Raw genomic sequence first — 23,132 nt, 5'->3', positions numbered from 1 at the left:
CAAAAATTCACCTTGGCTAATAAGTTCTTTTGGACATTAGTATAATCATACAATATGTACTTGCAAACGGATAGTTCGCAATCTTCATATATGTCGAAGTAACCCCATATCAAGATATGGGGTACTTGTATTAAGTTTATATTAGCAAAGTGAAAGTAACACAATAGCAATTGAGTTACTTTCACTTTGCTTGTATTGCTCATTCCTTAATTTTTTCGATTTGAATGTAACATAACATGTTGACTTGTTACGTTTAAGTTGTGCTAGCGCTCCAAATATTCTTTATTTTTACTTACATATCTTTTCACTTAAAATTATGCATTTTATTGCTCGTGTTGTATTACGGTTGTGTTATTTTTTATTTCATGGACACACTGCATATTATTCTTTATAATCTTTTATAATCCTTGATATTACTACATTACTAATTTAATAAATTTACAGATTATTTTCAATACCAATTAAAAAAATGAAACATATATTGTATTGTAAGGATTCTTTATTTTATCTACTTACATTATTATGAATATGATTAGGAGGATGATTAATTTATGAATTCAAAGAAAGGAAAATATAGAAGTACTAGTTATACTTGTCTACCGATAGATAATTTTTCCGAAAGCGATTGTGCAAGTAATTCAAGCAAAATAATTTTAAAAAGTGGTAACCCATTATCGTCAAGGATAAAACCCCCATTAGTACTAGGTGCTGCAGGTGCACCAATTACAGTTGCTATTGTTACTGTTAACACTTCTTGCTTGTGTGATCCAAAAATAAAACTTGATTTCACACTGAATATAGCTATCCCAGAAGGTTTTTCAACTACAAATATTACTTTCCAAGTATTTAGGATGTGTAACCATGACACTCATAAGACACCAGTTGGCCCTCAATGGTCATATATAAATAGACTTTCAGGAGGAAGTACTGAGCTATTCACATTTTTCGTATATGATTCCGATATATGTGATTGTGATATATATGAATGTAAAAGATGCACCTATACAGTAGATGCTACCCTAACAGCTTAAAAGTTAAAAAAGACTAGTTCTTAATAAATCGAACTAGTCTTTTTATATTTTTACAAATATAAACCAAATTTTTAGTATTAAATTAGTATTTTGTCAAACTTTCATTGTTTCTTTTTACATGGTTTATATACATTGTCATTAGCACATCTGGTAAATATAGTCGCACATGAATAACCTGTAATTTGTATAGATGGAACTGGCAGAACCAATAATATTACAACATTTGAATTTATTGCTTGGAAACGATCAGGGCCTTCAGGTTTGACTGCAAAGTCTCCTGATGCTAAATTTTCAATTGTAACTTGGGACTGTGCAAGAATTCTTACTGAAAATATAGCCGTAACCAAATCACCTGGATTTAATGGGCTAAAGGCCCACGTAACTACACCGTTAGTGCTACCGCCGCTATGAATTAAGGTTCCTATTGGTACAGAAACAGCAGAGACAAATGATAAGTTATCTGATAAATTATCCACAATTACTACATCATAAACAGGGTTAGTTCCAGTATTTTCAACAGTTAAGCTATACTCTACAGTTTGATTTGCATACCCAGATATAGCCATATCAGTAAAGCTTTCTCCTTTAGACACACTTCTCTGAAGTTTAGTAATTTTGATTGAACTATCAGTGACATTGACCTCTGCCGTAGCACTCTCGGGTTCAGCTGGAGTTTGGGGATCTATAAACCAGTTTACAGTACTTGTATTAATTTGAATGTCAATTAATGTTACAGGGTCAACAATAGCAGAAATAACTAGAGTTTCAAAGGTATAGATGTAAACTATTGCTCCGCTGGTAGCATCTAGAAATGGGATTACTGGGAAATTAACTAATTGCCCACTAACAGAATCAGGAATTACAGGCAAACCATTTAATGTGGCATTATTGTTATACTGCTGCCCAACTGGAATTATATCTGAAAGCTGAACATTATAAGCTAGCGTTCCATTTGGGATTGTAAGATTAATAGTATAGGTTATGATTTTTCCTACAACTGCATTTCTTATATCCGGGGTCTTTGTAATTTGTATATTAGGATAATTTTTTTGTACTTCATTTGTATCTGTAGGACCAAATTCTATTGGAGTTGTTGTATTGCTTTCATAAATATATGATGCAATATCTGTGGTGCTGCCTCCAGCCCCTACAGCTGGAAGTACTTTTACATCGAATTGCATAAAATAAACAGTATTAGGAGGTATAACATCAATAGTCCAGGTAACAGTACGGGTAGGAATATCGTAAGTTGCAATACCTGCTGAAGTCTGGAAAATACTAATGAAATCATCAAAAGGTCCAAGCACATCTGTTACAACTACATTATAAGCTGGGGAGGCTCCGGAACTAGTTGCCTCCAGTGTATACCGTACTATATCGCCTACATTTACTTCTATTGGTGTTATAACAGCCGAAGTCCCTTGCGTAACATTTTGTTGTTTTTTTACTACATCTAATGATGGACTATTTACTGTAATGTCCAAAGTATCTGATAAAGGAGTACCAGGTGTACCTTGTGGGTTTATGGCATAAGTCATATTAGCAATATCAGTCTGAATTTCTGTATATGGAGGGAATACATTTCCTGTTACTACTCTTGCATCAAAGGTAAAGTTTAGTGTAACCTCTCCAGCGGTAGCATCAATAGTTGTTTGTGCTTCAAATGTTATAAGCTGCCCTACTTGCACTGGTACTACAGGATTTCCTCCTATAAATGCGTTGCCTTCATAATTCTGGCCAACAGGTAGTGTATCAGAAACTATAACATTATAGGCTATGGTTCCATTTGGCACAATTACTGATAAAGTATAAGTTATAACTTCACCAAGCTCCACGATGCTACTTAAAACGGATTTATTAAATTGAGGGGAAGGTAAATTTGCTAAAACAGTGTTTGAAGTTCTTGGTCCATATTCAATTTCTGGTGGTGGAGCTACTGCATCAAATACGGCAGTAAAGAAGTTTGGTATTGTACTGCCGGATCCTCCACCAGGTAAAACTAACACCTCTACTATAGCTTCATAAGTTGTTGAAATTGGAATAGATACTATTTCCCAAGTTAATGTGTTTCCAACTACTAATGAAACTCCAACAGAATGAGTAACACTAATTATTTGTAGAAGTGGGTCTACAATATCGGTAACAACTACATTAAATATTGTATTTGAGCCTGGGTTTGTAACGGATAGTTTATAGTAAATTATACTTCCTACTGAGGTTGAAATAGGAGCTAAAACATATGGTCCGCCTATATCATTACTTTGTGTTTTTACTACAGTAATATCGCTATCTGTAACATACACTGTAGCATCACTACTTTGAGGTGTTCCTGGAATAAGACCATCAGGATCTAATGTCCAGCTAACTGTAGCAGTATCTATCTGAGCCTGTTGAGGTCCTGCTGCTATGCTGTCAACCGTTGCAGAAAATGTATAGATTACAGTTACTGCAGCTAAAGTAGCATCGATTACATCTATAAAAGGTGTTACTAGTGGGCTTGTTGATAGTGGTATGGTGTCAACTCCATCCACTTGTAAGCTAGAATCATTATAGGTCTGTTCTAGTGGGAATGTGTCTGTAAGCTGAACATTATATGCAATATTACCAAAAGGAATAGTCACTGCCACGGTGTAATTAACTGTATCGAAAGCAAATACTGCATTTTTATCTACTGTTTTTACAATCTCAGGATTATTGTAGTTAAAAGCTACATGGTTAGACAATGCAGGTCCTAATGTTGTAGGATTAGTATCAAGGGTATCATATAGTGTTGAAGATTGATCAATTACTTGTGTACCAGGTGCATATCCTACATTTACTGTAACTTGGAACACAAGGATTTCAGATCCTCCTGGGACAATTGGGCCAGGATTAATTGTCCAATTAACTGTACCACCTGGTCCTGGTGGAGGAGGGGTTACTACTCCTGCTGATACACTTGTTAAACTAAGATAAGTTAAAGTAGCATCTAAAACATCTGTAGTAACTACATTGTATGCATCCGCTGCTCCATCATTTGTAAGTGTTATTCTGTATTCAACTACATCAGTAATAGCTATACCTAAAAGTGGAGCTGTTGTAAATATACCTGATGGTACCAGCCTTTGTTCTTTTAATGCATTAATATGAGGTGAATTTATAGTTACATCTGCAAAAGCAGCTGCTGTTCCAAGAGGACCCTCAGGTGTTATACCCCATTGTAAATCAGCTATATTTTGTTGTACTTCAGTATAAGGTGGCACTATAGTGCCGGTGATTACAGTGGTATTAAAGGTATAAATCAGAGTTAAAGGTCCTACCCTTGATGCTAAATTATCTGTATAAATCAATTGATTTGGTGTTGCGTTGAGTACCCCTAGTGGTGTAGGTGTTCCTCCAAAGCTTAATGGTACATAATTTTGCCCAGCAGGTATAACATCTGTGAAAGTCAAATTGTAGGCAGTAATTCCGCTTGGAATATTTACAGTTAGAGTATAATTTATTATGCTTCCTATGCCTGCCACACTAGGACTAGCTGTCTTTTCAAATGTAATTAACAGCACATCTATAATAACTACATTTGAATCTATTGTTTTAAAAGGAATAGGACTTTCAGGTGTAAGTGTAAAAGCTCCTGATGAAAAATTATCAATAGTTGGTATTATTGGGGCTGAAACGCTTACCGAAAATACAGCAGTTACAGTATCCCCTGGAACTAGTGGACTAAACGACCAGGTAACAAATCCTCCTAGGACAGCACCACTATGAACTAAAGTTCCTATAGGAACAGATACTTGGGAAATAAAGGCTAAAGCATTTGATAATATATCTGTAATATTTATATTATAAACAGTGTTGAGCCCAGTATTTGTTACAGTAAGACTATATTCTATTACGTCCCCTATATTTGCTATTATATTAGAAGGTGTAAAACCTCCACCTGTTGTTACATTTCTCTGAAGTTTAGTTATTTCAATTATACTATCAGTAACATTTACCTGGGCCATTGCAATCTCAGGTTCAGCTGGAGTTTGAGGATCTATAAACCAATTTACAGTACTTGTATTAATTTGAATGTCAATTAATGTTATAGGATCAACATTAGCAGAAACTATCAAGGATTCAAAAGTATATATTAAATTAACTGTTTCTAAAGTAGCATCTACTAATGGTATTAATGGGAAAGTTATTAATTGCCCGATAACAGAATCAGGGATTATAGGCACACCATCCAAGGTGGCATTATTGTTATATTGTTGGCCTACAGGAAGTATATCAGAAAGTTGAACATTATATGCTATCGTACCATTTGGAACTGTTAGCATAACTGTATAAGTTAACACATTTCCTACCACAGTATTGTTTATATTAGACATTTTTGCAATCTGTATACCAGGATAAGTCTGAATTACTTCATTTGTATCTGTAGGACCAATTACAATTGGAGTTGTTGTATTACTATCATAGATATAGGTTGCAACATCTGTGTTGCTGCCACCGGCTGCAACTCCTGGAAGTACTTGTATATCAAATTGCATAGCGTAAATAGTGCCAGGTGGTATAATATTAATTGTCCAGGTAACAGTACGGGTGAGAACGTTGTAAGTTGCTATTCCTGCTGAAACACTTACTATTCCCACAAACCCTTCAAAAGGACCAAGTACATCTGTTAGAACCACATTATAAGCAGGAGATGCTCCTGAACTTGTTGCTTCCAGCTGATACCTTACTATATCTCCAACATTTACTATAAATGGGTCCAGTCCTAAGCCAGAGCCTAGAGTAACGTGACTTTGAGTTTTAATTACGGACAATGATGGACTATTTACTGTAACATCCAAAGCATCTGATAAAGGAGTACCAGGATCACCTTGTGGATTTATTGCATAATTCATATTAGCATTATCAGTCTGAATTTGAGTATATGGAGGAGACGGATTTCCTGTTACTACTCTTGCATAAAATTTAAAGTCCAGTGTAACTTCCCCAGCGGTGGCATCAATAATTGTTTGTGTTGGGAAAGTAATAAGCTGCCCTACTTGGTCTGGTACTACAGGAGTCCCACCTATAGATGCATTGTCTGCATAATTCTGGCCAGCAGGTAGTGTATCAGAAACTATCACATTATAGGCTATGGTTCCATTTGGTACAATTACTGATAAAGTATAAGTTATAACTTCGCCAAGCTCCACGATGCTACTTAAAACGGATTTACTAAATTCCAGAGAAGGTAAATCTGCTAAAACAGTGTTTGAAGTTCTTGGTCCATATTCAATTTCTGGCGGTTCAGCTACGGCATCAAATACTGCTGTAAAGAAATTTGGTATTGTACTGCCAGAACCACCTCCAGGTAAAACTAACACCTCTACTATAGCTTCATAAGTTGTTAAGGTTGGAATAGACTCTATTGCCCAAGTTACTGTGTTTAAAGCTACATTTGAAGCACCAACAGAATGAGTAACACTAATTATTTGTAGAAGTTGGTCTACAATATCGGTAACAACTACATTAAATATTGTATTTGAGCCTGGGTTTGTAACGGATAGTTTATAGTAAATTATACTTCCTACTGAGGTTGAAATAGGAGTTAAAACATATGGTCCGCCTATATCATTACTTTGTGTTTTTAATACAGTAATATCGCTATCTGTAACATACACCGTAGCGTCACTACTCTCAGGTGTTCCTGGAATAAGCCCGCCTGGATCTAATGTCCAATTCACTGTTGCAGTATCTATTTGAGCCTGCTGAGGACTTGCTGCTATGCTGTTAACGGTTGCTGAAAATGTGTAAATTACAGTTACTGCAGCTAAAGTAGCATCGATTACATTAATAAAAGGTGTTACCAGCGGACTTGTTGATAGTGGAATTGTGTCAACTCCATCCACTTTTAAACTAAGATTATTATAGGTCTGTTCTGGTGGGAAGGTATCTGTAATCTGAACATTATATGCAATATTACCTAGAGGAATGGTCACTGCCACGGTGTAATTAACTGTATCGAAAGCAAATACTGCATTTTTATCTACGGTCTTTAGAATTTCAGGATTATTGAAGTTAAAGGCTACCGGATTAGATAATACAGGTCCTAATGTTGTAGGGTTTACATCAAGGGTATCAAATAGTGTTGAAGTTTGATCAATTACTTGTGTACCAGGTGCATATCCTGCATTTACTGTAACTTGGAACACAAGGATTTCAGATCCTCCTGGGACAATTGGGCCAGGATTAATAGTCCAATTAACTGTACCACCTGGTCCTGGTGGAGGAGGGGTTACTACTCCTGCTGATACACTTGTTAAACTAAGATAAGTTAGCGCTGGATTTAAAATGTCTGTAGTAACTACATTATAGGCAGCTCCTGATCCATCATTTGTAATGGTTATTCTGTATTCAACTACATCAAAAGTTGCTATACCTAAAAGTGGAGCTGTTGTAAAGCTACCCCCAGTAGTTACATTCCTCTGTTCTTTAAATGAAAGGATATGAGGTGTACGTATTTCTATATCATGGAAATCAGATACGGTTGCACTAGGTCCTAGTGGTGTAATATCCCATTGTACATCGGCTATATTTCGTTGGTTTTGGGTATATGGTGGTACTGTAACACCGCTAACTACAATTGTATCAAAAGTATATATTAGAATTAATGGTCCAACTCTAGATGGTAAATTATCTGTGTAAATTAACTGATTTGGCGTTGCAATAAGTGATCCCGGTGGTGGTGGAATTGGCGCAAAGGTTCCTGGTACATAATTTTGTCCAGCAGGAATAACATCTGTAATAGATAAATTATTTACGGCAACTCCACTTGGAATTGTTACGGTTAAAGTATAGGTTATTGTACTTCCTATTGCTGCCACGCTAGTAGGAGAAGTTTTCGAAAAGTCAATCAAAGGCACGTCTATAACAACCTGATTTGAATCTTGGTTATAGGTTATTGGATTAACATCATTAGAATCATAGGTAGAAGTTGCAATATCAGGTATATTATCACCAGCACCAGTGCCACTATTTATAGCTATTTGAAATTCATAAACTGCATTAGAGCCATTATTTAACTGAGGTATATTCCAAGTTAATGTTCCACCTGGTCCTGGTGGCGGTGGCGTAACTATGCCTGCCGTAGGACCGGATATAGCTGAAATAAATGAAATTTTACTGCTTAGTATATCACTCAATATTATATTAAAAGCAGGTGAAGCTCCATTAGAATTTATTGTAAATCTGTAATAAATAACATCTGTTGGTATTCCAGAAATATTTGATGTGGTATAGCTTCCTCCAGTAGTAACATTTCTTTGCTGTTTTAAAATAGTAATATTAGGAGTTTTTGCAGTAATACTAACACTGGATGATCTATTTACTCTGTTTCCGACTGAAGTACGACCCCAGTTAATATTAGCTGTATTTGTTTGAGTTTCCTGGAAAGGAGGGTTATGGGTGGCACTTGTTATTCTTGCCACAAAAGTATATATAAGTGTTCGCGTTCCTGCAGTTGCATTTATATCAGGATCAGTTGGAAAAGTAATATTTAGTCCTACAACACCTGGTACTACTGGGACTATTGGTCCTCCAGTATCTTTCCTTGTGGCTGGCCCAATATAGGTTTGCCCCACAGGTAATGTATCGGTTACTATAGGGCTATATGCTATAGTTCCACTGGGCACAGTATAGGTAATTGTATAGGTAATATCATCACCTATTTCTCCCTCTGCAATTGATGCAATTTTTGAAATAGTTACTGCTGGAGCTATAAGTGTCACAGTGTTTGTATTTGTTGGTCCATAGCTTACTTCAAATCCATTATCGTTGGTAGTATATATAAAAGATGCCCTATCTGTAATTCTACCATCAGCTCCTATCCCAGCTAGTGTAGTTACCCCAAACACAATTGTAATACTATTACCTGTATCAAGAAACGGTATATTCCAGGTAACAGTATTTGGTGCGAAAGATGCCGTTGTACCGACAGGGATAGTAATGAATCCTGGCACAAAGGATAATAGTAGATTTAGTACATCTGTTAAAACTGAATTATAAGCTGCTTCAGCTCCGGTGTTATTCAAAGTGATCCTATACTCAATAATATCACCTATACCATAGTTTACGTTTCCAGATGTAAAAGTACCCCCAGTTGTGGCGTTTCTTTGTTGTTTTGTTCCGACAAGGTTTGGAGTTCTTACTTGAAGTATAGCGGAAGTACTAAAAGGTACTGCAGGAGTTCCTATATTATCAAGATCCCAATTTACAGTGGCATTATTAATCTGATTTTCAATAAAAGGAGAAACTTGAGTTCCATTTACAACTCTTACATCAAAAGAATAAATTATAGTAACGCCTGCAACTGTTGCATCAACAAAAGGTATGGTAGGAAAGGTTACAGTACCTAAAGCAACAATTGGAAATACAGGATTACCATCCACAGTAGCATTTCCTAAATAGGTTTGGGAAGCTATAGGAAAGGTATCTACTACCTGAACATTATAAGCGGTAGTTCCAAGAGGAACTGTCACTTGAAGTATATAAGTCACTGCGTCTCCTATTTTAGCAGATGGTGGGGATATTAGTTTTGTCATAGTGAGACCTAAAGCTTTTAGTGTAGTAGATGCAGTAAAAGGTAAACCTGGAAATTGGTATGATCTGTCTGGTTGTGAATAAGGCCTTGGAAGTGAAGCACTATTGATATAACTTTGCCCACTAACAACAAGCGCTGTAACTAGAACATCATAATTTAAAATTAGGCTTTCGTCAGGTGCAAGTTTAAGAATTGTCATGGATACATTTTGACCTATAAACAGAGGTGCAGTATAGGTTCCTGTCCCTGTAATGCTGGAGGTACCTGTATAGGTGAGCCCAGTAGGTATTACATCTGTGAAATCCATTTCAAAAGCATCTGTTACATTTCCTTCTAAGTTTTGAGGATTAGCTATTGTAATTGAATAGGTATAGGTTTCCCCAGACTTTATAGCATTTACATCAGGCCCGACAGCTGTTTTAGCAAAGGTTATATTTGGCTGACCAAAGTCTACTTCTACTTGATCACGACGGCTATAAGAAAACCCATCTGTATTGATACCTGCAAGTTTAGCAAGGTTGTTACTTGTACCTACAAAATCTATATTTTGAACAGGAATAGTAAAATCAGCAGTCCACAAAGTGTTACCCGGCACTGTGCCCAGGGACCATCTTAATCCGTTTGGTGCTACTGTAACTAGTGGGAAAGGTCCAGGCCCAAGGGTTCCTCCATAGGTTACAGGGAGTAAAGCAGTCAGTGGTCCCATATTTGGTGGTGCATATTCATCTATTTCAACAGCTCGTTGCGCAGCAGCTATTCCTGTAGCACTATAAGTGATTTTGAATTCCACTCCATCTCCAGGCGCAGCAACATTAATTGTTTTAGGGCTTCCATCTTTATAAAAATATCCAATTAGTTCTTTTGTAATACTTGATACGATTATTTCTAAACTTACACTAGAGCTATCCGGTGTAGGTGTTAAAGTGGTCTGATTTGTTCCTGTAATAATAACATCGTTGCTTAGTCCGTCTGCAGCAACAACAGGTAATCCTGAGAAGTAATTGGTGCTTGTTGTAGTATTAAAAGTAATACTACCAGTTGTACCAGTAGTCAGTGTTCCTAGGTTCCAGGATAATGTTGTTGTACCATCAATATTTCTTGGTGGATTTGGATCAACAGGTGTTAAAGACGCGGAGCCTACATTATAAGTCTGACCGTCACTTATGGTATCTGTTATAATAACATTTCCTACATTATCATATTGGTTTATTCTATATGTCAATGTATAATCATTTGTAACATTTACATCTGTAACAGGTGAGGGACTTGCACTTTTATCTATAGTTGCATCCATGGCATTAGTAGTAGCTATACCTTGAACTGGTCCTGACAGGCCATTTAACGTAGAAACATTTTGAAGTGATGCCATATGAGGAATTTTAGCTCCACTGTTCTCAACGCAGCCAGCTGTATAGTTATCCCAGATAGCAGAATTAAATACAATTGTATTTACACTAAGTGGTGACAATGTAACTGTTCCCCAATCAATGGTTACAAAATTTTGACAACCAGGACCTACAGAAGGAATAGTCACTGTAGGCGAAGAAAGTGCCAAACTGTCTGGTCCAACAACCGAAAGTCCTCCAAGATATCTTACTCCGTTTGGAAGGTTATCAACTAAAGTGACTGTAGAAGCTAGCAAACTATTATTCATAACTGTTAATGTATATTGATAAGGCCAAAGAGGGGATGTAACAGGAATTAAAAGTCCTGCACCTTTTGGCATTTTCCCTGGAGCAGCTTTTGTAAGACTGTATCTAAGTGGTATAAAATTAGCAGAAGCATTTTTAGTTATTTCAACGTTCCCAGGATCATCGTTGCCTCTTGGAAGGGTATCTACTATTCCTTCAAGGTAAACGCTTACAATCGGTATATCAAAAGGTACTGGAAGTCCACTAACTCTAAAAAATTCATCTGCTTTTAAAGTAACTCCAAGGATGTATCCAATTTCATTAGGTGCCAAATCTTTTATATTAATCCAAGTAAGAATTAGAGTCCCCCCTGGTCCATCTACAATAGATGTTGGAGGGATAAGTCCTCCCGCATAAGAAACACCATCAGGAAGAGTTAAAACTGATTTTAGGTTATAACCTCTTTCGGTTGGGCTTGTATTAGAAAAAGATAAATTTACATTTCTAGTCATCCCGATAACCACGCTTATTGGGTTTGGTGATATGCTTAGGGTAAAATCATTAGGATTTATTGCCATAAAAACACTTCCTTAGTTTTATTATAAAAATCACAGTATATAGTATTCTAAGGATGTGAAATAAGTGCCTATTTAAGATTTCTAATATCAATATAAGCTATTTTTTTAACATTTCATTTTATCCTTTCTCCCTTTCATTTATAGCCTTTCTAAAAGTTTAAACTTTAAAATGCATAATTGTATTAACCCTTAGATAATAGTTGTTCTATGACTCTGTGTTAAGTATAAAAGCACCCTTTCGAGTGTTTATATAGTCTTATTTGTTTTTTTCTGTAACATAACCATAAAAAAGTACGGAATTCATTTTAAAATGATTCCCGTACTTTTTTAATATATTTAACTTTCTAAACCCCTATGTTTTCAATGGTCTGAGTGACAAGAGTTGAACTTGCGGCCTCATGAACCCCATTCATGCGCGCTACCAACTGCGCTACACCCAGCTAACAACTTATTATAACATGAAATTTCGTACTAATTCAATATTAAATTTAGCTTTGAGTTATAAGAAACATTTCCTATAACTCAAAACTACTATATAATAAAAAATATTATTATAATATAATACAAATCAGACTTCCATTACCTTCGTTTATAATTCTTTGTAACGTCTTTTGAATTTTCACTTGAACATCATCAGGCATTTTAAATAATTTATTTTGAAGGCCTTCCTTAACCAATACCTCTAAAGATTTTCCAAACATATTACTCTGCCAAATTTGAGATTTATCATTTTCAAACTGTTCTAAAATGGAATTATAGAATTCTTCACTTTGCTTTTCTGTACCCATAATAGGTGATACTTCTGTTGTTATATTTGCTTTGATAAAGTGGAGTGATGGTGCTGAAGCTTTTAGTTTAACTCCATATCTACCGCCATGTTGTATCATTTCAGGTTCTTCTAATGTCATTTCTGAAAGTTGTGGTGCTACCAGGCCATATCCCTTTTCCTTAACATCTCTGAGTGCATCTGCAATTTTATCATACTCGACTTTTGCTCTAGAGAATTCTCCCATTAATGTTAATAAATCATTTTCACCTTTTATTTCACAATCACAAGTTTCACCTAGTATCTTGTAAAATAATTCATGTTTAGGAGTAATATTAACTCTAGCAGTACCTTCTCCCATATTCATTTCATCAAGTTTTGCATAATCTAAGAAGTCAACATCTTTAAAGCTTAATAGAGATTTATTTATATCCCTAACTTTAAAAATATCCTTACACATATCCTTCAAGAACTTCATAAAGCTAATTTTTACCCAATGCTTAGAACTTAAATTTTCAATCCATTCTGGCATATCTATGTTAATTTCTTTAACTGGGAATTCTTTAAGAATTCTTTGGAATATATCAGCTATATCCTCTTCTTTCATATTTAAAACATCCATAGCTTGAACTGGAACATCATATTTTTCTTCTAAATTTCTTGCCAAAGCTTCTGTTTCAGGAGACACTGCATTTTTAGAATTTAACACCATAATAAAAGGTTTATTGATGGATTTAAGTTCATCAACTACTCTTTTTTCAGCTTCCAAATATTCTTCTCTTTCTATGCCTGTGATAGAACCATCTGTAGTAATTAAAAGTCCAATAGTTGAATGCTCATTTATAACCTTTTTTGTTCCAAGTTCTGCCGCTTCCTCAAATGGAATCTCATAGTCATACCAAGGAGTTGTTACCATTTTAGGTGTCTCCCCGTCTTCGTATCCCAGTGCTCCTTTAACAATATATCCAACACAATCAACCATTCTAACTTTGAATTTAGTTCCACCGTCAAAATCAATTTCAACTGCCTCGTTGGGTACAAATTTAGGTTCAGTGGTATGAATTGATTTTCCTGAACCGCTTTGAGGAAGTTCATCTTTTGCTCTTTCTTTTTTGTGAGGATTGTCTATTCTAGGAATTACCATGAGCTCCATAAATCTTTTTATAAATGTTGATTTTCCAGTTCTCACGGGACCTACAACACCTACATAAATATCCCCTTGAGTTCTCTCTGCTATATCTTTGTATATATCGAAATTATCCAAGATATTCCCTCCCAATACTTATTACTAACATTATAATTATATTTTAGAGAACAATAAATTATTACTCCAGTTAGAAAATATATAAGAAAACCCCGATTTTTCATTAACTTCTTAATGAAAAATCGGGGTTTTCTTACTAAAACTCGTCTTTTCTATTTCTTGACATCAATTCGTGTACTCCATATTTAGGATCTTTACATTCAAATAGTACTTTGTAAAGCACATCTGTAATAGGCATAGAAATCTGCTCTTTTTCTTTAAGTGCATAAAAGGCTCTTGTAGCTTTTATACCCTCGACTACCATTCCTACTTCCTCACAAGCCGCGTCCATTGGAATACCCTTTCCAATTAAAATACCAGCTCTTCTATTTCTACTGTGCATACTAGTACAAGTTACTATAAGATCACCCATGCCAGTTAATCCGTAGAAGGTTTCAGTTTTACCTCCGAGTTTTGTTCCTATTTTTATGATTTCACTCATTCCTCTTGTCATTAGTGCAGCTTTAGAATTATCACCATAACCTATACCGTCTGACACACCGGCAGCTAGCGCAATAATGTTTTTAACTGCTCCGCCTATTTCTACTCCAATAATGTCTTCATTAGTATAAACTCTAAATTTACTAGTCATAAATACATCTTGAACAATCCTTGCATACTCCATTTTCTTAGATGTAACTACTACTGTTGTAGGTATATCTAAGGCAACCTCTTCTGCATGACTAGGGCCTGATAATATTACTATAGGATTACTCGCAATCTCTTCTTCTATAACCTGTGAAATTCTTTTTGATGAACCCTCTTCAATACCTTTTGCAATGCTAACCACAATTTGATTTTCTTTTATATGCGGTGCTATTACCTTACTTAAGTCTCTTATTGCATGGGAGGGCACAGCCAATACAATTATGTCACTATCACTTATAACTTTTTCTATATCAATGAATGCTGTTACTCCTGCTGGTACCATAACGTTTGGTAAATATTTAATGTTTTCTCTTTTGATGTTAATATCATCAATAACACTAAGTTTTCTATCCCAAATATTAACTTTCAGTCCTTTTTTGGCAAGCATTATTGATAATGCGGTGCCAAAACTTCCACCACCTAAAAAAGCAACTGTTGACATTCTATTCCTTCCTTTCCCTGAATATAAGTTTTATACCTGTTCCTTTAAATTCAAAAGCAAGTCTCAATTGATTTTCTAAATATCTTTCATAAGAGAAATGCAATAAGTTTTCATTATTTACAAAGAATACAAATGTTGGTGGTTTAGAAGCTACTTGAGTCACATAGAATATTTTTAATCTCTTGTTTGCTACTGTTGGAGGTTCTTTCATTAATACAGCTTTATTTACAACCTCGTTAAGTATGCCTGTCGAAATTCTCTTTGAATAATTTTCAAAACATTCTTTTACTGTTGCAAGTACCTTATGTACTCTTTGGCCTGTTTTAGCAGATATAAATAAATAAGGTGCATATGCCATAAAGTTTAATCCTGCTTGTATTCTCTTTTTATACTCAAGCATAGTTTTGTCATCTTTTTCAATAAGATCCCATTTGTTCACTATTACTAAAATAGCTTTTTTCATCTCATGAGCATAACCTATAATTTTCTCATCTTGATCGCTTAATTCCTCTTGTGCATCAAGTATAAGTATAACTACGTCAGCTCTTTCCACTGCCGCTAAGGATCTAATAACACTATATCTTTCAATTCCTTCTTCTACTTTACTTTTTCTTCTTATTCCTGCAGTATCAATAAGAATAAATTTGCCTTCCTGTGTCTCTAGTTTACTATCAATGGCATCTCTTGTTGTACCTGCTATATTAGTTACTATATTTCTTTCTTCTCCAAGCATTCTATTTATTAATGATGATTTACCAACATTTGGTTTACCTACCACTGCAACTTGGATATATTCTTCATCTTCTGTAATTGAATAAACACTATCAAAATGAGCTACTACTTCATCTAACATGTCTCCAAGTCCTAACCCTTGTGTTGCAGAAATAGCTTGAGGATTACCTATACCTAAATTATAGAATTCAAAAGCATTAGCTTCTAATGCAAGATGATCTATTTTATTTACTACAAGTACTACTGGTTTTTTGCTTTGTCTAAGCATTTGAGCAACTTCCTTATCTGCTCCTGTAAGTCCTTGTTTACCATCTACAATAAATATTATAACATCTGCTGTTTCTATAGCTATTTGAGCCTGTCTTCTCATTTGAGCTAAGATAATATCTTGGCTTTCAACTTCGATACCACCAGTATCAATTATTGTGAAATTGTGTCTAAGCCAATCTGCATCAGCATACACCCTATCTCTTGTTACACCTGGTTTATCATCAACTATTGATATTCTTTTACCTGCTAATTTATTAAATAATGTAGATTTTCCTACATTAGGTCTTCCTACTATTGCTACTATTGGTTTTGCCATTATTTTTCCTCCTGACTATTTTCGTTTATAATATGAATTAAATCTTCGCCTGAATAATCACATATTAAAACTTTTGTACTTATGCTTTTTTCTATATCACTTACTGTAATATTATCTAAGAATATTTGCTCCTCGTAGTTTCCAAGTTCATATCCCTTTTTCAGCATATTACTAGGAATAATTAAATATTCTCCTAGCTCTTCGTCCTTCAGTTGCATAATTATGTCTTTCCCTGTTAAAAGACCAGCTACTGTAATAGTTTCTCCAAAAAAATTATTAACTATTTTTTTAACATTGATATTAATTTTGTTGTTTGTTTGCGTAATCTTCTCAGCTACCTTTAGTATTTCTCCATAAGCTGAGGTACCTGTTATAAATGTGAAGCTTCCAGCATTGTTTAGTTTTAGATTTGCTACATCTTCATCAATAACACTTCTGAGTAACCTTATCATCCCAATGCCATCTTCTAACTGATCATAACCATCATAGAAAGCTTCTCCTGGTACATCAATTCGTGCTGTAACATAGAATTCATCGGACAACCGTACAAAAGGTGAGCCAATTTCACTAATATATTTTTCTTGCAACTTCTTAACACTTTCAATTTCCTCTTCCGAAGTGTTCTTGTCATACAATGTTAAATTAAATAAGCCATCTCTATGCTTGGTTATTCCAACTGGCACAACCGCTAAATTTTCAATGCTAGGATATAGTTTATACAAAGCTTCAATTGTTTTTATAAGTTCTTTACCATTATTAATCCCTGGGCAAGAAACTATTTGACAATTAATTTTAATCCCAGCTTCGGCTAGCCTCTTTAACCTATCATAAACATCTCCAGCAAATTTATTGTTAAGCATTATCTTTCTAAGCTCTGGATCCGTAGTGTGGACTGAAACATTAATCGGACTTATCTTATACCTAATTATCCTTTCAATGTCCTCCTCCTTCATGTTAGTTAAAGTTACAAAGTTACCTTGAAAAAAAGATAATCTTGAATCATCATCTTTAAAATAAAGAGTCTCTCTCATCCCTTCTGGTAATTGGTCAATAAAACAGAATATACATTTATTATGGCAACTCTTTGGTTTATCCAAAATGGGATCAATAAATTGAATTCCTAAATCTTCATCATATTCTTTTTCAACTTCGATGTCCCAAACTTCTCCATCTTTCTTTTTAATCTCAATATTAATAAGCTCATCCGTAATTAAAAATTTGTAATCTATAATGTCTATTACAGCATTGCCATTTATACTAATTAATCTATCTCCTACTTCCAACTCAATTTCTTCCGCGATACTTCCTGGAAGTATCTTTGCAATTTGGTTTTTCATTTTTACCTCCTGTTTAACAATAACCTTTCATACGAAAAGTCTAATGAGGAATTAGAAATATTATATCAAAATTAAATCCACTCTATATATAGTGTTAAATATATATTATTTAATTTATAATAATCAATTAGTTCAATAATAATTATAGCATTCCATTAAGTAATTTTACATGAATTAAATATTTAAGTCAACGTTATTACTCTTTAAAAGAAGAAACAATGTATATATTCGCAAATTCCGCGCTTTTTCACGTATTTAACTGTTAAATTTAAAAATATCACATAATTTACTACAGACTAAAAATACCTCCTAAGAAGGAGGTACTAAAAAGCTTCTATACAATATTTTCTTACAATCTTCTTACCGTCTTCACTTATAAAATACTGAAAAAGATCCTTTAAACTATCTTTTTTTTCTTTAGAATAATACATTTTTATTGGGAATCTTAAAGCATATAGTTTGTTTTTTAAATTTGAAGTAGTGATTTCAATACCACTTATTTTTAAAAAATTAATCTCTTTATTATACCACTGTCCTGGTATAAAACCTATAGCATTTTGATTCTGAGCAATAAAAATTTTCATTTCTTCAATACTGGATACATACTGCATACTATTACCCATTTGTTCTTTTACAGGATTATCCATTATTTTCAAATCAAATTGCTTCTGAACTGAATTCAGAGTATTTTTATATGCTACAGGTACTATTAATTTTGATTCTCCTTTTAATCGTTCCCAATTTATTATATTTCCAGTATATATTTTTTTTAACTCTTCAATACCTATCCCACTTAACTTATTGTTAATGTTAACAATAATTCCTATGCCATCATAAGCTAACATTTCTGTCTCTATTTCCTTATTGTCAGGCTGAACATATCCAATTACTACATCCACTTCAGACTTATTCAGCTTATTAAAAGCTCTTTCTCTGTCTAGATATTCCACGGTAACTACAGGATCATTATTTAAATTATAATCCCGTACTAAATCATTTACCATGGGCAAAGCTGTGTCTTCACAAATTATTTTTATGTTTTCAGATTTTTTTTCTTTAGTTTCTGCCTCTTTTTTACAACCTGCACTTAGCATTAAAATAATAATGCTAAAAATCATCCCAATAGCTTTTAAATTTTTATTCCTCATAATCACTACTCCACTACAATATTTTAATATAAGCTTTCTTATTTATTGTAATTGTAGTTTCTGTATTTCTTCTAAAAACTATTCGTTTAAATTAACTTTTTCTCCAGTAACTAAATAAATTGTCCATTCACATATGTTTGTTGTATGATCAGCAATTCTTTCTAACCACTTACAAATAAATAGAAATTGAGTAGCTTGATTTACTGTGGCTTGATTTTTAAACATTAATTGTAGGAGTTCATCAAATACTTCCTTATATATATCATCTACTTGATCGTCCCTTTTGCAAACCTCATATGCCTTTTCAACATCTCCTGCCACATAAGCATCCAAGGAATCTTTTATCATAAGTATTACTATTTCAGCCATTCTAGGAATGTCAATTAACTCTTTTATATATTTTTCATCTTTTAATCTTACTGTAATTTTAGCAACATCCACAGCATAATCAGCCATTCTTTCAAGGTCCGTTACTATTTTTGTAGTTGTGAAAATGTTTCTTAAATCTATTGCTAAGGGTTGTTGCATAGCGATGAGTCTTATTGCTTTATCTTCTATTTCTCGCTCCATTGCATCAACTATGTCATCATCAATCATAATTTTTTCAGCCTTCGCAACATTTTGAGTAACTAAGGCATCTATACAATCATGAATTTGTTTTTCCACTATGCTACCCATTCTAATTAGATCATTATGAAGTTCTTCAAGATTTTCTTCAAATACTTTTCTTGCCATACTATCACCTTCCCTATTATATTTTAACCAAATCTTCCTGTGATATAATCCTCTGTTCTTTTATCTTGAGGTTTATAAAATATATTTTCCGTTTTTCCATTCTCAACAATTTCTCCATTGAGAAAAAATGCTGTATAATCAGAAATTCTACCTGCTTGTTGCATATTATGCGTTACAATTATAACAGTGTACTTTTTTTTCAACACATCCATTAATTCTTCAATTTTTAAGGTTGAAATAGGATCCAAGGCAGAAGTAGGCTCATCCATTAGCAAGACTTCAGGTTGAACCGCTAAAGTTCTAGCTATGCATAGACGTTGTTGCTGTCCACCAGATAATCCTAGTGCACTCTTTTTAAGCCTATCTTTCACTTCATCCCAAAGTGCAGCACCCCTTAAACTTTCTTCTACAATTTCATCAAGTTGTTTTTTATTAGTTAGGCCATGAATTTTAGGGCCGTAAGCTACATTCTCGTATATTGACATAGGAAAAGGATTAGCTTTTTGAAATACCATACCTACTTTTTTCCTTAAATCTATAACATCATAATCTGAACTGTATATGTTTTTATTTTCATATAAAACTTCTCCATCTATTTTAACAGAATCTATTAAATCATTCATTCTGTTGATAGTACGTAAAAATGTTGATTTACCACACCCTGATGGTCCTATAAGTGCAGTAACTGAATTTTTCTCTACACTTATATTTACATTTTTAAGTGCCTGAACATTTCCATAATATAAGTTTAAATTCTTTGCTATAACTATTCCCATATTGCTTGCCTCCTATTTACTCCCTGAATGAGCATCATATACTTTTTTCCCGATTATTCTTGCAGTTACATTAAATATAAGCACTGCTATTATTAGAACTGCTGAAGCTCCGTTTGCTATCTTAGCAGCATCAGGCACCATTCCTTCAGAATTTAGCTTCCATATATATACAGACAAAGTCTCAGCAGGCCTTAACAAACTATATGCTGAAGCTTTACCAGTCAAACTCAAATTATTAAAATTCAAAGTTGGTGCACTCATACCTGCAGTATACAGTAAAGCTGCTGCTTCACCAAATATTCTTCCTGCTGCTAATATAACACCTGTTAGAATTTGAGGCATTGCAGATGGTAATACAACATTTTTAATAGTTTGCCACCTTGTAGCACCAAGGCCTAAGCTGGCTTCTTTAACACCAAAAGCGGCTGATTTAATAGCATTTTCACAAACTCTAGTCATACCGGGTAGATTTATTATAGTTATAGCTAATGCTCCAGCTATAAGAGAATATCCCCATTGTGCCATGTTAACAAAAACTAATAACCCAAATAAACCAACAACTATAGAAGGTAATGAAGCCATAGTTTCAATACTTAATCTAATAATATTTAACAACTTACCTTCTTTTGCGTATTCAGCTAAATATATCCCAGCCCCTATTCCTAGAGGTACTGTAATTATAAGAGTTACTATAAGTAGATGTATTGAATTGTACAATTGACGTCCAATTCCTCCACCAGCTTCAAGAATTTTTGGTTCACCTAATAAAAACTTTAAATTCAAGGATTGCCTTCCATTATATATTATATATCCTACGAGGCTTGCAAGCAAAAGAATTACTAAAGCAGAAATTATATAAAGAACTATAGTTGCTATTTTGTCTTTAGCCTTAGAACTCATTATATCTCACCTCTTTTTCCAATTTTTCTAATTATAAGTATAAATACAAATGATATTATTAGAAGTAATAGAGCCATAGACCACAATGCATCATTCCATGGTGTGCCATCAAGAGTGTTTGACATATCCATAGTTAGTATGCTTGTTAATGTAGCTGTGGTTCCAAGTAATCCTTTAGGGAAAGTAACTGAGTTTCCTATAACCATTTGCACTGCTAGTGCTTCTCCAAAGGCTCTTGAAACTCCAAGGACTATTCCTGTTAATATTCCACTTTTAGCTGCAGGAATAATTACTCTAATTATAGTTTGCCATCTAGTTGCTCCAAGTCCATAGGATGCTTCTATGTAATCTTTTGGTATAGTTTTTATAGCATCAGAAGATATGCTTGTAATTGTAGGTAAGATCATTACACTAATAACTAATACTCCTGCAAGTAAACTAAACCCGATCCCTCCGAAAAAAATCTTAATAATAGGAACTAATACACTTACACCTATCCAACCATAAACAACGGATGGGATTCCCACAAATAGCTCGATGGCAGGTTGAAGAACCTTTGTTCCAATCTTTGGCGAAATCACATTCATAAATACTGCCAGGGCTACTCCTATTGGTGCACTTACTATCACCGCAAGGAAAGATACTACCGTTGATCCAAATATAAATATCAAAGTTCCAAATTGAGGACTTAAAGAATCTCCACCACCCTCAGGTTTCCAATTTCCAGAGAATATAAATTGGAATATTGAGTATCCATGTTTTATAAAGGTATTTAAACCTTTTGTAGTCAGGAATAATATGATTGAAAAAGTAAGTATGACTATAACCGCACCACAAAATATTGCAAAACTACGTCCTAAATATTCATTTTTAAGTTTTAAAAATATTGATTTCGTATCATTTTTTTTCATATTATTTTACCTCGAAAAAAATTATTTTAATGAAAAATAAAGACTGGTTTAACCCAGCCTTCAAAGAACATTAATCTCTTTTAGCCTTCATATCTGCCATTGGAATATATCCTAATTTTGTTATTCCTGCTTTCATTTCGTTACTTATCATATAATCTAAATATGCTTTTGTTACTCCTGTTGGTTCGCCTTTAGTGTACATATGCTCATATGCCCAAATTTTATATTTATCTGTGCTTATGTTTTCAACCGTGGCTTCAACACCATCAATTTTTAATACGTTTAAACCTTCTTTATTAGCTGCATCAGAAAAGTATGATAATGCTAAGTAACTAATTGCCCCAGCTGTTTGTTTAACCGCTTGTTTAACAGCTCCACTTGAATCTTGAGTTAAGCCTGCTGCTTCTTCTGTGTCATCTAATCCATATTTTTTAAATGTTGCTCTAGTTCCTGAAGATGCTGGTCTATTTATAACTGTAACCGCTATGTCCGCTCCTCCAACTTCTTTCCAATTTTTTATCTTTCCAGTAAATACATCTAATAATTGCGCTTTAGTTAAAGATTGCACTTTAACTTTAGGGTTTGTTACTGCAGCAATTCCTATAACACATACCTTATGATCTTTTAATGCAGCTGCATCAATACCTTCTTTATCTTTGGCATATATATCTGAATTTCCTATTTCTGCACTGCCTTCTAATACTAGTTTAAGTCCAGTACCGCTTCCACCACCTTGAACATTTACAGTTGCTCCTGGGTTTTTATCTAAGAAACTTTGAGCGCCAAGTTCCGCTAAAGGCTGAAGTGCAGTTGACCCTGCTGCTGTTATTGAACCTGATAGTTCAGAATTAGCCCCTGTTTTATCTGCTCCATCTTTACTTGCACAGCCTGTAAAAATTCCTGCTGTCATTGCAACTGCTAGTGTAGCTACCATTAATCTCAAACTTTTTTTCTTCATTGACAATTCCCCCGTTCATTTATTTAAATTTCTTTATTTACTACTCATCACACCTCTAATATTATACCCCGAAAGTTAACTTTGTATTATGTG

General features: G+C 34.1%; 12 protein-coding genes and 1 tRNA gene. 1 reads left to right on the top strand and 12 read right to left on the bottom strand.

The genetic code is table 11. The features are described from left to right. Window positions 1-551: 551 nt before the first annotated feature. Window positions 552-1,031 carry a DUF4489 domain-containing protein gene (locus KPL51_RS17375; protein WP_216164093.1) on the top strand — a complete coding sequence of 160 codons (480 nt, stop codon included), beginning with the start codon at window positions 552-554 and terminating at the stop codon, window positions 1,029-1,031. Between the two features lie 101 nt (window positions 1,032-1,132). Here the strand turns inward: KPL51_RS17375 and KPL51_RS17370 are convergent, their stop codons facing one another. The 12 genes from KPL51_RS17370 to KPL51_RS17315 form a co-directional block, all read right to left on the bottom strand. Further along, window positions 1,133-11,797 (bottom strand): DUF11 domain-containing protein, encoded by a 10,665-nt coding sequence (locus KPL51_RS17370; protein WP_216164090.1) that lies wholly within the window; start codon window positions 11,795-11,797, stop codon window positions 1,133-1,135. Window positions 11,798-12,161: 364 nt separating this feature from the next. Beyond that, a tRNA-Pro gene (locus KPL51_RS17365) sits at window positions 12,162-12,237 on the bottom strand. 111 nt (window positions 12,238-12,348) lie between these two features. Next, window positions 12,349-13,827: a stage IV sporulation protein A gene (gene spoIVA / locus KPL51_RS17360; RefSeq protein ID WP_216164088.1), complete on the bottom strand. Its 1,479-nt coding sequence runs from the start codon at window positions 13,825-13,827 to the stop codon at window positions 12,349-12,351. Window positions 13,828-13,963: 136 nt separating this feature from the next. Continuing rightward, the gene (locus KPL51_RS17355) at window positions 13,964-14,956 is read right to left on the bottom strand and encodes an NAD(P)H-dependent glycerol-3-phosphate dehydrogenase (RefSeq protein ID WP_216164086.1); all 993 of its coding nucleotides are present in this window, start codon (window positions 14,954-14,956) and stop codon (window positions 13,964-13,966) included. A gap of 1 nt (window position 14,957) precedes the next feature. Next, window positions 14,958-16,274: a ribosome biogenesis GTPase Der gene (gene der, locus KPL51_RS17350; RefSeq protein ID WP_216164084.1), complete on the bottom strand. Its 1,317-nt coding sequence runs from the start codon at window positions 16,272-16,274 to the stop codon at window positions 14,958-14,960. After that, window positions 16,274-17,611, bottom strand: a complete 1,338-nt coding sequence (locus KPL51_RS17345; RefSeq protein ID WP_216164082.1) for a DUF512 domain-containing protein — start codon at window positions 17,609-17,611, stop codon at window positions 16,274-16,276. The genes der and KPL51_RS17345 overlap by 1 nt, the downstream gene beginning before the upstream one ends. A gap of 323 nt (window positions 17,612-17,934) precedes the next feature. Then, window positions 17,935-18,759, bottom strand: coding sequence for a substrate-binding domain-containing protein (locus KPL51_RS17340; protein WP_216164080.1), 825 nt, complete (start codon window positions 18,757-18,759; stop codon window positions 17,935-17,937). A 78-nt stretch (window positions 18,760-18,837) separates the two neighbouring features. Continuing rightward, the gene (gene phoU, locus KPL51_RS17335; protein WP_216164078.1) at window positions 18,838-19,494 is read right to left on the bottom strand and encodes a phosphate signaling complex protein PhoU; all 657 of its coding nucleotides are present in this window, start codon (window positions 19,492-19,494) and stop codon (window positions 18,838-18,840) included. Window positions 19,495-19,517: 23 nt separating this feature from the next. Further along, window positions 19,518-20,270 carry a phosphate ABC transporter ATP-binding protein PstB gene (pstB, locus tag KPL51_RS17330; RefSeq protein WP_216164076.1) on the bottom strand — a complete coding sequence of 251 codons (753 nt, stop codon included), beginning with the start codon at window positions 20,268-20,270 and terminating at the stop codon, window positions 19,518-19,520. Between the two features lie 12 nt (window positions 20,271-20,282). After that, window positions 20,283-21,170, bottom strand: coding sequence for a phosphate ABC transporter permease PstA (gene pstA, locus KPL51_RS17325; protein WP_216164074.1), 888 nt, complete (start codon window positions 21,168-21,170; stop codon window positions 20,283-20,285). Beyond that, window positions 21,170-22,081, bottom strand: coding sequence for a phosphate ABC transporter permease subunit PstC (pstC, locus tag KPL51_RS17320; RefSeq protein WP_216164072.1), 912 nt, complete (start codon window positions 22,079-22,081; stop codon window positions 21,170-21,172). The genes pstA and pstC overlap by 1 nt, the downstream gene beginning before the upstream one ends. A 70-nt stretch (window positions 22,082-22,151) precedes the next feature. Then, window positions 22,152-23,039: a phosphate ABC transporter substrate-binding protein gene (locus tag KPL51_RS17315; RefSeq protein WP_216164070.1), complete on the bottom strand. Its 888-nt coding sequence runs from the start codon at window positions 23,037-23,039 to the stop codon at window positions 22,152-22,154. Between the last annotated feature and the right edge of the window lie 93 nt (window positions 23,040-23,132).

Origin of the sequence: Clostridium bowmanii (genome assembly GCF_018861315.1) — a bacterium.
GTDB lineage: Bacteria > Bacillota > Clostridia > Clostridiales > Clostridiaceae > Clostridium_AD > Clostridium_AD bowmanii.
Note: the sequence above shows the minus strand (reverse complement) of the source record. Positions and strands in the feature narration are given on the sequence as shown.